At 70.9% G+C, this 12813-nt stretch carries 11 protein-coding genes; 4 read left to right on the top strand and 7 right to left on the bottom strand.

The features are described from left to right. The 5 genes from D7V77_RS01730 to D7V77_RS01710 form a co-directional block, all read right to left on the bottom strand. Positions 1-1277 (bottom strand): 3-hydroxyacyl-CoA dehydrogenase NAD-binding domain-containing protein (locus tag D7V77_RS01730; RefSeq protein ID WP_233596586.1); only part of this gene is annotated, 1277 nt, incomplete at its 3' end. Positions 1278-1283: 6 nt separating this feature from the next. Beyond that, positions 1284-2036, bottom strand: a complete 753-nt coding sequence (locus tag D7V77_RS01725; protein ID WP_120574528.1) for a thioesterase II family protein — start codon at positions 2034-2036, stop codon at positions 1284-1286. Continuing rightward, complete coding sequence (locus D7V77_RS01720) at positions 2033-3760, bottom strand: DUF6178 family protein (protein WP_120574527.1); 1728 nt, start codon at positions 3758-3760, stop codon at positions 2033-2035. Before D7V77_RS01720 ends, D7V77_RS01725 begins: the two co-directional genes overlap by 4 nt. A gap of 97 nt (positions 3761-3857) precedes the next feature. Then, the gene (locus D7V77_RS01715) at positions 3858-5711 is read right to left on the bottom strand and encodes a phosphopantetheine-binding protein (RefSeq protein WP_199733717.1); all 1854 of its coding nucleotides are present in this window, start codon (positions 5709-5711) and stop codon (positions 3858-3860) included. Then, positions 5596-6465 carry a class I SAM-dependent methyltransferase gene (locus tag D7V77_RS01710; protein ID WP_255424541.1) on the bottom strand — a complete coding sequence of 290 codons (870 nt, stop codon included), beginning with the start codon at positions 6463-6465 and terminating at the stop codon, positions 5596-5598. Before D7V77_RS01710 ends, D7V77_RS01715 begins: the two co-directional genes overlap by 116 nt. Positions 6466-6686: 221 nt before the next feature. Here D7V77_RS01710 and D7V77_RS01705 point away from each other — a divergent pair, with 221 nt between their 5' ends. The 4 genes from D7V77_RS01705 (at position 6687) to D7V77_RS01690 (ending at position 11557) form a co-directional block, all read left to right on the top strand. Continuing rightward, positions 6687-7508 (top strand): sigma-70 family RNA polymerase sigma factor, encoded by an 822-nt coding sequence (locus D7V77_RS01705; RefSeq protein ID WP_158624269.1) that lies wholly within the window; start codon positions 6687-6689, stop codon positions 7506-7508. Positions 7509-7585: 77 nt separating this feature from the next. After that, positions 7586-8548, top strand: a complete 963-nt coding sequence (locus D7V77_RS01700) for an SMP-30/gluconolactonase/LRE family protein (protein ID WP_120574523.1) — start codon at positions 7586-7588, stop codon at positions 8546-8548. Positions 8549-8578: 30 nt separating this feature from the next. After that, positions 8579-11302: a serine/threonine-protein kinase gene (locus D7V77_RS01695; protein ID WP_120574522.1), complete on the top strand. Its 2724-nt coding sequence runs from the start codon at positions 8579-8581 to the stop codon at positions 11300-11302. A 45-nt stretch (positions 11303-11347) separates the two neighbouring features. Continuing rightward, a complete protein-coding gene (locus D7V77_RS01690) occupies positions 11348-11557 on the top strand; it encodes a hypothetical protein (RefSeq protein WP_120574521.1) in 210 nt (69 codons plus the stop codon). A 72-nt stretch (positions 11558-11629) separates the two neighbouring features. Here the strand turns inward: D7V77_RS01690 and D7V77_RS01685 are convergent, their stop codons facing one another. Together D7V77_RS01685 and D7V77_RS01680 are read right to left on the bottom strand one after the other, a co-directional pair. Next, on the bottom strand, positions 11630-12214 hold the full coding sequence (locus D7V77_RS01685; protein ID WP_120574520.1) for a superoxide dismutase: 585 nt from the start codon (positions 12212-12214) through the stop codon (positions 11630-11632). Between the two features lie 46 nt (positions 12215-12260). Further along, complete coding sequence (locus D7V77_RS01680; protein WP_120574519.1) at positions 12261-12761, bottom strand: flavin reductase family protein; 501 nt, start codon at positions 12759-12761, stop codon at positions 12261-12263. Positions 12762-12813: the final 52 nt, after the last annotated feature.

The raw sequence follows: 12813 nt of genomic DNA, 5'->3' as shown, positions 1-12813 counted from the left end.
CCGTCCCCCAGGTCCCACGCCTCCGCGCCTGGACTGGAGAGGACCGGGACCCGCCCGCCCCGCGGGACTGGCGCTCGCGGCGCGGCCCGGGGGTCCCCTGCCCCGCTCTCCAGCGACGGGTCCTCCAGCAGCCTCCGCTCGACGCCTGCTGGCACCGGCAGGCCGTCCCGCCGCATCCGGTCCGCGGTCTGCGTCACCCCGAGCGCGGCCCACATCGCGAACGGGCCGAGCTCCCACTGGAAGCCCCGCGTCAGCGCCACGTCCACGTCCCGGGGTGAGCGCGCCACCGCGCCCACGCAGCGGGCCGCGTGGGACAGGATTCGCGACACCACCTCCCAGGCGAAGCGGCCGGCCCGGCCCTCGTCCGCGATGAGCTTGCGCAGCCGCGCGCTCGCGTCGTCCTCCGCCAGCAACGGCCGCAACGTCCGCGTCAGCGTTGGGTCCGACTCCCGGCGTGCCGCCGGCGAGGGAGGTCCCGCGCGCCATCCGGGTGGAAGCTGGAAGCCAGCGCGCTCCTCTGGCAGCTCCGCGTGGCAGCGCTCCACGACGTCCACGAAGGCGCTGGCCCCCCAGTCCTCCAGGGCCTGGAAGCAGCCCCGCTCGCGCGAGAACAACAAGGCCGTCAGCCCCTCCACGTCCCCCAGCGCCAGCCCGTGCGCCTCCATCCGCTGGAGACAGGTGACGAACGCGTGGGCCGCGGCGCGCTCGGCGACGAGGTGCGGCGACTCCCGGGCCACCACGACGCTCAGGCCCAGCACGTCCCGCGCGAAGGCCCTCGCCTGTTCCACCCGGACCGCCTCCGTCCCGGGGCCCGGCACCAGCTCTACCAGGCGCGCCCTCCTCACGGGCGGCAGGAAGTGCATCCCCAGGAAGCGGCGGAGGAAGTCAGGAGCGCGCCCCGCCACCAGCTCGCGCAGCGGCAGCCGGGACGTGTCCACGGCCACCAGCGCCTGCGGTGCGAGCAGGGGCTCCAGCCGCGCGAGCAGCTCCGACGTCCTGGCCCGCGTCCCCTGCGTGGCGTCCACCACGAGCCCGCAGCCGCGCAGCGCCTCCGCGTCACCCGGGAGCGCACCTGGCGTCACGAGCCTCGCCAGGGAGCGGTGGAAGAACGGGGACGGCGTGGCGTCCAGGGCCCGCGCCAGGCCCTCTGCCGCGGCGCCGGGGCGCTCCACGTCGAGCAGGAGCACGGGGACGCCCACGTTGGCCAGGTGCGCGGCGAGCCCCAGAGCCGGGGCCCCCGTGCCCAGCACGGCGACGCGTTGGATGCGGGAGGCCATGGGCCCTCAGCTCCCCGTCCAGGGCCGGAGCACCCTCCGGAAGAGCTGGAGCAGCGGCTCGGCGCTCGTCCGCGGGAAGAAGTGGCCTCCGGGGAACATCTCCAGCGTGAAGGGCTCCCGGGTCTGCTCGGCCCACTCCTCCAGGGCCACGCGCGCCACCGCCTTGTCGTCCTCGCCGCCCAGGACGGTGAGGGGCACCGGGAGCGGCGCCTCGCGCCGGTAGGTGTACGACTCGATGACCGCCCAGTCCGCGCGGATGATGGGCATCAGCATGTCCATCAGCCCGGGGCTCGCGAGCACCTCCGGGGGCGTTCCCTCCAGGCGCACGAGGAACTGGAGGAACTCCTCGTTGGACATCAGGTGCACCTGGGGCGACCACCGCGAGTGCTGGGGCGCGGCGAACGCGGAGATGAACAGGTGGCACGGCAGGGGCGCGTGCCGGCGGCGCAGCTCGCGCACGAGTTCGAAGGAGATGAGCCCGCCCATGCTGTGACCGAACAGCGCGAAGGGCCGGTCGAGCAGCGGCTCCAGCGTGTCCGCCAGTCCCTGGACGAGCGGCTCCAACCGCAGGCTCGGCAGCTCGCGGATGCGCGCGCCACGCCCCGGCAACTCGAGCGCGCACCCCTCCACCGACTCGGGCAGGTCCCGATGCCAGGTCCGGAACACCGAGGCTCCTCCCCCCGCGAAGGGCAGGAAGAAGAGCCTCACCCGTGCCCCGGGCCGAGGCACGGGACGGACGAGCCAGCGTGAATCAATCACCCCCGCCCGTCCTTGCCCGTTGAGCGGTCCCCGGGCGAGGCCGGAGGCGCGGAGGTGGACGCCTTCTTCGCGGGCGCACCGATGCCCTGGACGAACGCCTGCACCGCGTGGATCTGCTGCTGCGTGAAGATGAACCGCGTGTCGCGCTTGTCCGTCTCCTTGGAGCCGCCCGAGATGGCGCGCGGCAGGAAGGGATAATCACTGAGCAGCGCCTTCACCGCGAGGATGACCTGGCGGTCCAGCACGTGGCCCAGCCCGTCCAACCGGCCGCGGGACTGACAGGGCTTGCCCGCGTTGACGTCCGCCTTCAGCGTGGCGGCCATCCGCGTCAGCTCCTTGGACTTCTGCGCGTCGCGCTGGCCCTCGGCCAGCCGGGTCAGCGTCTCCTGGAGCGTGCGCGCCGTGAACATCTGCACGTCGCGGTGCAGGAGGCTCCAGCCCACCTGGAAGAGCTTCACCAGTTCCTGGCGCTCCAGCAGGTCCGCGGCGTCGTCGACGGTGGGGTCCCCGGGCCGGTTGCCCGCGGCCTCCCGCAACAGCCGCTCCATGCCCAGGTTGCAGACCGCCACCGCCGCGTCCGCGGCCTCCAGCGGACGGAACGCGCGGCCCGCATAGGCGCACCCGGAGATGAGGACGTTGGCCAGGTAGCTCAGCTCCCGCAGCCGGTCCATGTACGCCTTCGGCTCGCGGTCGCGGACCGCGAGGACGGCCCGCTTGAACAACGGCTCCGCGTGCGCGGCCTGTGGCTCCCCGGCGGCGAGCAGCGGGTGCTGGGCCGGCGCCTCCAGCACCTCCGCCTCGCGCAGCTCCTGGAGGAACTTCACCACCTTCTGCGACGGCGCGCCCTGCGGCAGGGCCTGCGTGGGTCCCTTCTTCGCCGCCTCCTTCGCCGCGCGATCCAGCGACTTGAAGTAGGACTGGGTGATGGGGTCCGGGGCGCGGGAGGCCACGAGTTCCTCCGTGGGCGTGACGCGCGCCAGGTTGAGGAAGCTGGCCGCCGACGAGGGCGCCACGTAGCCCTCCGCCTCGCGCCGGTCCTCGCGGTCCGCCGCCACGTCCGACTCCAGCATCTCCTCGCTGTTGAGGACGTTGAACAGACCGCCGTTGTCGTCGATGTACTCCGTGGAGATGTAGCAGCAGCGATCCAGCATCCGCATCAGGAAGTCATGGTGGTTCTTGTCCAGCTCCACCAGGACCGCGATGAGCGAATCCCAGCTCAGATGATCCTTGGCGATGATCTGGTATTCGGCGAACTCCTCATACAGACAGCTCTCCAGGGCCTTGTCCGTCAGGTCATCGTCGTCCGAGCGGCTGTTGCCAGACATCCGCTCGGCCATCGCGTCGATGTTGATGACCAGCACGTGCTTGCAGACGGCCAGGGTGACCAGGTCCTCGTCCAGCTCCGCCAGCTTTTGCGCGGCGAACTCCACCCCGGCCTCCATCATCACCTGGAGCCAGAGGCTGAAGCGCTCCGCGTCGAACGTCTGGTCCTTGCCAGGCTTCGCGCTGCGCCAGAGGTCCTCGTCGAAGATCTTCTTGAGCTGTTCGGTCGTCGCCAGGGCGACGATCTCCCCGGAGTCCTCCAGGCCGATGTGGTCGATGAGCTTGGAAAGCACGGGGGCTTCCAACCCCTGCACGATGCTGACCAGCTCCGGCTCCTCCAGGATGCGTGTCAGGAGTTGCTGCGGACGGCTGTTCGAAGAGGTCGACAATGCCTTCGTCATGACTTCTCCCCAAGCAATGCGCCTGCCCCACGGCGCTTCGCCAGACGAATACTAGAACGCCCCGAGCACTGACAGTCTTTTCTGGAATCCACTGAATTCAAGTGGACTCTCGTTCCTGGATGCCATTCCGGGCGGAGGCCGGCGGGACGGGGAGCTGGAGGCCGGCCACGTAGTGGGCGAGCTCGGAGAGCGTGCGGTGCGCGACCACGTCTCCCGGTTCCAGCATGACCCCGAAGTCCTCGCGCAGCTTGGCCACCATGAACATGACGTTGATGGAGTCCAGGCCGTACTCGCTGATGTCCGCGTGCATGTCGATCTCCGACTCGGACACCTTGAGGATGCGGGCGGCGGCCGCGCGCACCTTGGGCGCCACGCGCGTCTGGACGTCCGACTCCGGGGCGGGCGGAGGCGCGGGAGGGGCGTCCGCCTGGGGCTGCGTCCGCGCCCGGATGGCGTCCGCGATCTCCGCGATGCTGCCGCCGGACACCACCGTCATCGGTTCGAAGGCGGCGCCGAAGGCCGACTTGAGGCGCAGGATGATGGTCATCATGTCGAAGTGGTCCACCCCCTGGTCCTGGAGGGACTGGCGCGGGTCGAAGTCAGACGCCTGACGCTTCATCACCTCCGCGGCGACATGGAGGATGCGCGCCCCCGGTTCATCCGGCTCGGGTGCGGCCCGGACAGGCTCGGCGACAGGCTCGACGGCTGCCTTGGCGGCGGGCTGAACGACGGGCTCCGGCGCGGCCTGCGTGAACCAGCAGCGCTTCCGGTCGAAGGCGTACGTGGGCAGGTGGATGCGCCGCGGGCCGCCGCGGTGCAGCGAGGCCCAGTCGACCGTCGCGCCGCCGACCCACTGGCGGGCGAGCTCGCGCGGGTCGTGGGCGTGGCCGGTATCGCGGCCCTCCCCGGTCGCGGTGCCCTCCCACAGCCCGTCCACCGGCGCGCGGCCGGACAGGAACGCGTCCAGCTTCTCCACCACGTCGTCGAGCGACGTGACGACGAGCGCCAGCCGGGCGCTCCACGCCTTGCGGCCCACCTGCAGGGTGTAGAGCACGTCCTCGAGCGACAGCCGGTCGCGGTGCTGGCGCAGGAAGGTCCGCATCCGCTCCGCGCTGGCTCGCAGGGACTCCGGGCGCTTCGCGGAGAGGACGAAGACACCGGGGGCGGCCAGGGCCTGGCGGTGCGTGGCCTGGGGCGCGACGGTGTGCTCCTCCAGGATGACGTGCGCGTTGGCGCCGCCCGCCCCGAACGAGCTGAGTCCCGCGCGCCGCTTCGCGTGTGCTCCGGCGCTGGCGGGCAGCTCCCAGGGGGCGAGCCGCTGCTGGACGTGGAAGGGCGAACCCTCGAAGGCGATCTTCGGGTTGGCCGTGTCCGCGTGCAGCGTGGGCACCAGCATGCGCTCCTTGAGCTGGAGGACGACCTTGGTGAGGCCGGCGATGCCCGCCGCGGACTCCAGGTGACCGATGTTCGACTTCACCGACCCCAGGGCACAGAAGCCCACCGCGGGCGTCCGGGTCCGGAAGGCCTTGGTGAGCGCGGCGACCTCGATGGGGTCGCCGAGCGCGGTGCCGGTGCCGTGCGCCTCCACGTAGGAGATGCTGTCCGCCGGGACGCCGGAGCGCTGGAGCGCGGTGGCCACCACCTCCGCCTGCGCGTTCAGGTTGGGCACGGTGAAGCCGCTCGTCCTGCCGCCGGTGTTGATGGCCGTGGCCTTGATGACGGCGTGGATGGGGTCGCCGTCGCGCAGCGCCTCTCGCAGGGGCTTGAGCAGCACCGCGCCCACGCCCTCCCCGTCCACGAAGCCGTCCGCGCCCGCGCCGAACGCCTTGTTGCGGTCATCCCGGGCCAGCATGTTCACGCTGCACAGCCGCTGGTAGTGCAGCGGGTGGAGGATGAGGTTGACGCCGCCCGCGATGGCCAGGCGGCACTCGCCCCGCTTCAGGCTCTCCACCGCCAGGTGCAGCGCGGTCAGCGACGACGAGCACGCGGCCCCGGAGCTCCCCTGCTCCGGCGGCGGACCGGGGCGTGGACGGCGCGGATGCTCGCGGTGCGAGGGGCGCGGCCTGGGACTCGCGGGCCTCCGCCTCCGTCCACGTGAGCCCGTCACTCACCGCCATCACCAGGCACTGGCGCGACACCTGGGGCGCCGCGATGGGCGAGCCCAGCGCCAGCGCCGTCTGGAAGCCGCCGGCCTTCAGCACCCGCAGCCACTGGCCCGCGTCGAGCAGGGGCGAGCCCTCCATGCGGACGCGGGCATCGTCGAAGCGCCACCAGCCCTTCATCAGGCCGAAGGTCATGGTGACATAGCCCTGCACCGCCGTGGCGTCGCTCACCACGAGCAGGCCCCCCGGCCGCAGCAGGCGCTTGAGGTTGGCGACGGTGCGGCGGATGTCGCGGGTGGCGTGCAGGACGTTGGCGCCAAAGGCGATGTCCACGCTGCCCGGCCCCAGGTCCTGCCGGTCCACCGGCGTCTCCACGTCGAAGGTGCGGAAGTCGGCGAACGGGTGGCGCGCGCCGTACCGCTCGGCGCCGTGCCGGACGAACGCCTGGGAGATGTCCGTGTAGAGGTACTTCACCCGGCCGCCCAGCCCGTCCAGCCGCTTCAGCACGAACTCACTCGTGCCGCCCGTGCCCGCGCCCACCTCCAGCACGGTCACCGTGGCCGTGGGGTCCTGCGCGAGCCGCCGCTCCACCTGCGCGCGGATGGCCTCCGCGCAGAGGTGGTTGAAGTAGTCCGACAGCGCCGAGCGTATGTCCTTGCATTACCGAAGCGCGCGTCACGCGGTCCGCCGAGCCGCCCCCCGACATTCCTCCGCCCGGTAGGGGTGCTAGCGTCCCGGATGTGTCCCCTGCTCCCACCCCCCTGGCCTCCGCTTTTCTCGCGGCGCCTGGCCGCGCGCCCGCTTCACTTCCGGAGCCCACGCACTTGGAGGAACTGCTCCGCGCGTCGCTCGAGCGCGCCCGGTCGCGCTGGCCCGGACTGGAGCTGGAGGCGCTCGCCTTCGTGGTGTTCGTCGCTGAGCGATTGACGTCTCCAACGGGGCTGCTGGAGGCGCTCGAAGGGGCCTCGCCTGCCTTCTCGGAGTTGTACCTGGCCTTCGGGTGCCTGCGGCACGACCGCGCCGCGCTCCAGTTCTTCGAGGACGGCTACCTGCGCGATGTCGGCGCGTTCGTGTCCGGCGTGGACCGCTCGCCCGCTTTCGTCGCGGAGGTGCGACAGGTGCTCCGGGAGAAGCTGTTCACGGCTGCCGCTGGCTGTGAGCCGAAGATTTCGGAGTTCACCGGCGGCGGCGCGCTGGGCGGATGGGTGCGGGTGGCGGCGCTGCGCATCGCGCTCAACCTCAAGCGCTCCGAAGCCCGGGCCGACACCGCCGCGCAGGACTCCGTTGAGTCCGCGTTCGGCGAGCAGCTGGGGCCAGAGCTCGAACACCTGCGCTCGCGGTACCGCGAGGCCTTCACGGAGGCCGTGCGCACGGCGCTGGGTGAGCTGTCCGACCGGGACCGCACGCTGATGCGCCTGTACCACGTGGAGTCGCTGTCGCTGGACGCCATCGCGGCGCTCTACCGCGTCCACATGTCCACGGTGTCGCGGTGGCTCAGCCGCGCGCGGGAGCAGGTGGCGGAGGCCACGACGCGGCGGCTGTGCGAACGCCTGGGGGTGGGCGCGTCCTCGGTGGACAGCATCGCGGCGCTGGTCGTGAGCCAGGTGGACCTCAGCCTGACGCGGCTGCTCGGTCCGGGGGGCTGAACTTTCGCTGCAAGGGATTTCCCGGCCGGTGTCAGGGCGTCGAAAGGCCCCTTCCGGGCCTCACCGAGGAAAGCCCCATGCGCGTCTCTTCCTGGCTGTCCGTCGTCACCCTCGCCGCCACCGTCTCCGCCTGCGAGCCGTTCCCCGACGATGCCCCCTCCATCCCCACCGAGGTGCAGTGGCCCGGCGAGGCCTTCTTTCCAGAGGGCATCGCGGCCTCGAAGGACGGCACGCTCTACGCGGGCAGCCTGGGCACCGGCGCCATCGCGCGCGCCAAGCCGGGCTCGCTGGGGGCCGAGGTCTTCGTCCCGGGCCGGGCCTCATTCGGCGTCTACGGGCTCGAGGTGGATGAGGCCCACGACACGCTCTGGGCCTGCACCTACGACGACCTGCTGCTGCCCGCGCAGGCCTCGTACCTGAACGGGTATGCGCTCTCCACGGGTGCCCTGAAGGCCAGCCATGCCATGCCCAGCCAGGTCAGCTTCTGCAACGACGTCGCCGTCGATGCCGCGGGCAACGTGTACGTGACGGACTCGTTCGGGAACGCGGTCTTCCGGCTGGCCGTGGGTGGGACGGCGCTCGACACGTGGTCCTCGGATGCCGCGTACGAGCCCTCCGAGCCGGGCCTCATCACGCTCAACGGCATCGCCTACGACGGGGCGAACCGGCTCTACGTCGTGAAGAGCGACACGGGCGCGCTGTTCTCCATCGATATCCAGCCGGATGGCAGCGCGGCGGCGCCCGTGAACATCCCGGTGACGCCGGCGCTGGAGACGCCGGACGGGGTCGAGTGGGTGGATTCGGGCCGGCTGTTCGTCGTGGAGAACACGGTGGGGCGGGCTTCGCTGGTGACGCTGGGTGAAGGCGCTGGCGCGAAGGAGGTGCTCGCCAACGGCTTCGTGGAGCCGACCGCCGCCGCGATCACGAAGGACGGCGCGTGGGTGCTGGAGTCGCAGATGGGGTTCTTCTTCGGCACGCCGGGGACCCCGGCCCTGCCCTTCCGCGCGTACCGGGTCGCCGTCCCCCCTCTTCTGCCCTGAGCGCGAACAATCCTAGAGTCGCGTCCCACCATGTCGGGATGTCCCTCCGAGGAAACGATTCTCGCCTTCGTGGAGGACCGCCTGCCGCATGAGCAGCGCGCCCTCGCGGAGACGCACCTGTCCCGCTGCGATTCCTGCGGGTCGCTGCTCGCGGCCGTCGCGGCGACGTGGCACGCGGAGGGCCGGTTCGTGGAGGCGGCTCCGCCCCGCTCGTTCGCTCCTGGGGAGCGGGTGGGGCCGTACGTCATCGTCGCCCATGCGGGCAGTGGCGCGATGGGGGACGTGTACCGGGCTCGCGATGGGCGGCTGGGACGGGACGTGGCCTTGAAGGTGCTCCCGCTCCGGTTCGCGCAGGACGCGGAGCGCCTGGCCCGTTTCCGACAGGAGGCCCGCGCGGCGGGCGCGCTGTCCCATCCCCACCTGCTCACGCTGTTCGACGTGGGGACCCACGAGGACGTGCCGTACCTCGTCACCGAGTGGCTGGAGGGGGGCACCCTGCGGGCGCGGCTGATGCGTGGGCCGCTTCCACCAGAGCAGGCGCTGCGGCTGGGCATCCAGTTGTCACAGGGGCTCGCGGCCGCGCACGCGCGTGGCGTCATCCACCGCGACCTCAAGCCCGCGAACATCTTCCTGTGCTCGAACGGCAGCGCGCGGGTCCTCGACTTCGGGCTGGCCCGGCTCACCGAGCGCATCGAGGACGCCTCGCTCACCCAGAGCGGCGCGGTGGTGGGCACCGCCGGGTACATGGCTCCGGAGCAGATCCGCGGCCAGGGCGTGGATGCTCGCGCGGATGTGTTCTCGCTCGGCGCGGTGCTCTGCGAGGCCGTGAGCGGCCGTGCTCCCTTTGGCGGTGACAGCCCGGTGGAGCGGATGAGCGCCGCGCTCCGCGATGCGCCTCCCGTGCTGCCGGGAGAGCTGGGGACGGTGATTGCTCGCTGTCTGGCGAAGGATCCAGGCGAACGGTTCCAGTCCGCGCAGGACCTGGCCTTCGCCCTGGAGTCCATCGCGGCTCGTGGTGCGCCCCTGGCCTTGCGGCGCGGAGTGTTCCCACGCCCTGCCCTGTGGGTGGCCGCGGCGGCCGTGCTGCTGTCTGTCGTGGGTGGCTTCCTGGCGTTCGGACACAGGCCGGCGACTGCGGCGGTGCCAACGGCGCAGTCCTCACGCCCGACGTACCGCCCCGTCACGTTCCGCCGGGGCCACGTGCTCAACGCCCGGTTCTCCGCGGACGGACACACGTTGCTCTATGGCGCGGCGTGGGAGGGAGGACCCGCGGAGCTCTACAGCGCGCGCACGGAGCGTCCGCTGTCACAACCGCTGGGGCAGCACGCGGATGTGCTCGCCGCGTCCTCGAAGGGGGAGCTGGCGGTGCTGCTCGAGCCCCGGTTCTTCGACGCCGAGCATGGCAGCGGGACGCTCGGCTTGATGCCGCTCGCGGGCGGCGCGCCCCGGGCCGTGCTCGATGGCGTGCTGGAGGCGGACTGGGGACGTGCGGATGGACCGCTCGCGGTGGTGCGCCGCGTGGGCGAGAACTTCCGGCTGGAGCAGCCCCCCGGCACGGTGCGCTTCGAATCCCAGGGATGGATCAGCCACGCACGCGTCTCCCCCGACGGAGCGCGGATCGCCTTTCTGTTCCATGCACATCCCAAGGACGACCGGGGCGGGGTCTGGGTGCTGGAGAAGGACGGTCCGCCCCGCGAGCTTTCGTCGGACTGGGCGAGCATCCGGGGCCTGGCGTGGTCTCCCGATGGAAGCGAGGTGTGGTTCACCGCCTCGCGTACAGGCGCGGACTCCGAGCTGTTCGCGGTCGACCTGCGCGGCACGACGCGGCCGGTGGATCGGATCGCCGGGCGGATGGTGCTGCATGACATCTCCCAGGACGGCTCCGTCCTGGTGGATCACCCGATGATCCGCACGGGGCTGGCGTTCGGGCACGCGGGCACGGAGCGGGACCTGACGTGGTCGGACTCGTCGTTCATGACGGACATGTCCCGCGATGGCCGGACCTTCCTCTTCACCGAGGGCGCGGAGGTGGAGGGCCCCACCTACGGCGCCTATCTGCGCACCTCCGATGGCGCACCACCGATCCGCCTGGGCGACGGCATCCCCATGGCGCTGTCTCCGGACGGCAAGCAGGTGCTGCTGGTGCGCTACGGCGAACAGATGGAGTTCCTGCTGCTGCCCACGGGCGCGGGCGAGCCTCGGTCGCTGTCGCTCGCTCCTGTCACCACGGTGCTCACGGCGCGCTGGTTCCCGGATGGGAAGCGGTTGCTCCTTCGCGCGCACGAAGAGGGACGTCCTGCCCGGCTCTGGGTCTTCGAACCCGGCTCCGGAGCCCCCAGGCCCATCACGGAGGAAGGCACGGGCTTCCACACGGTCATCTCACCCGATGGCCTCCGCCTCGCGACCGTGGACGCGGAGGGAAGCCTCCGCCTGTTCTCCCAGACGGGTGAGGCGCAAGGCACCGTCCCCGGCCGGTTCACGAATCAATGGGTGGCGGGCTGGGACGCGAGCGGAACGGCGCTCTATCTGCGAAGCGTCTCGCTCCCGGTGCGCGTCTCCAGGGTCGACGTGAAGACCGGCGCGAGCACACCGCACCTGACCCTTCCAGCGGGGGGCGTCATGCCAGGCTTCATCTCCGTGATGACGATGGCGATCTCCGAGGACGGAAAGTTCTACACATACAGCTACAACGAGGCGCTTTCCCGGCTGTATCTGGTGGAGGGATTGGTGGGAGCCCGGTCTTCCCCGCAATAACGGTGCTAGACTTCCATTGCGGTCCAAACCCAACCGGAGGTCGTGATGAAGCTCAAGATGGCGCTGGCGGCGATGGCGGCATGTCTGGGATTCGCGGCGGGATTCACCAACACCCAGGCCGAGGCGGCAGGTCCCTGTCCGTACTGTATCGACATGCGCGCCCGGTGCATGCGCAACGCGACGACTCCGGCGCAGGAAGAGGCCTGCTACGTCCAGTTCGACAAGTGCCGCATTGACTGGTGCGAGCCGCGCTGAACGCATCCGAGAACCGCGCCGCTCCGGACCGTGCCGAGCCGGGCCGCGCGGTTCCCGTCACTTCACTTCACATCAGGCGTTCTTCAGGTTCTCGTTCACGAAGTCCCAGTTCACGAGGCTGTTGAGGAAGGTCTCGATGAACTTGGGGCGCAGGTTGCGGAAGTCGATGTAGTAGGCGTGCTCCCAGACGTCGATGGTGAGCAGCGCCTTCTTGCCGTGCTTCAGCGGCAGGTCCGCGTTGGACGTCTTCATGATGGACAGCTTGTTGCCGTCCTTCACCAGCCAGGCCCAGCCGGAGCCGAACTGCGTGATGGCGGCTTCGGTGAACTGCTTCTTGAACTCGTCGTAGGAGCCGAAGTCGCGGTCGATGGCGGCCGCGATGTCACCCGTCGGCTTGCCGCCGCCGGCCGGCTTCATGCAGTTCCAGAAGAAGGTGTGGTTCCACACCTGGGCCGCGTTGTTGAACACGGGGCCGTCGCTGCTGAGGATGACGTCCTCCAGCGACTTGCTGGCCTCGGGCTTGCCCGCGGTCAGCTCGTTGAGCTTGTTGACGTACGCGGCGTGGTGCTTGTCGTGGTGGAACTCCAGCGTCTCCTGGCTCATGTGAGGGGCCAGCGCGTCCTTCTTGTACGGGAGCTCGGGCAGCGTGAAGGGCATCGGGTGCGTCCTTTCCGGGTTCAGTGAGGTTTCAGCTACTCGTTCGCTACTTCGGGGCGGGCCCTGGCTCCGGGTGCGCCGTCAGCGCGCGATACCCCCGGTTCCAGTAGAGCAACGGTTCTTCGTCCACTCCCCGCTGGATGCGCTCCACACGGCCCACCAGCAACAGGTGATCGCCGTAACGGTGCACATCCAACAGAGCGCACGCCAGACCCACCAGGCTGTCCTGCACGAAGGCACCTTCGTCGAACATCCGGCCTTCGGCCTCCCCCTTCGCGCAGCGGACCGACACGTCGCGTTGGATGGTGGACAGCACGCTCACACTGAAGCGGCGGGCGGCCTCCACGCGCTTGAGCGTGCGGGAGGACTGCTGCAGCGCCAGGGCAATCAGCGGAGGCGTCAGGGAGAGGGAGCTGAAGGAGCTGACCGTCGTCGCCGCGATCCCGTCCGCGTCACGGACGGAGACCACCGCCACCCCGCTCGCCCACCGGGACATCGCGTCCCGGAAGTCCAGGGCCGACACCCCTTCAGTACCACTCTGAGTCATGTGCCGGTCTCTACCACCCGCCCCGCCACCCGGTCAGCACTTCCTCCAATCC

The organism is Corallococcus sp. CA041A, assembly GCF_003612075.1.
GTDB classification, from domain to species: domain Bacteria; phylum Myxococcota; class Myxococcia; order Myxococcales; family Myxococcaceae; genus Corallococcus; species Corallococcus exiguus.
Note: the sequence above shows the minus strand (reverse complement) of the source record. Positions and strands in the feature narration are given on the sequence as shown.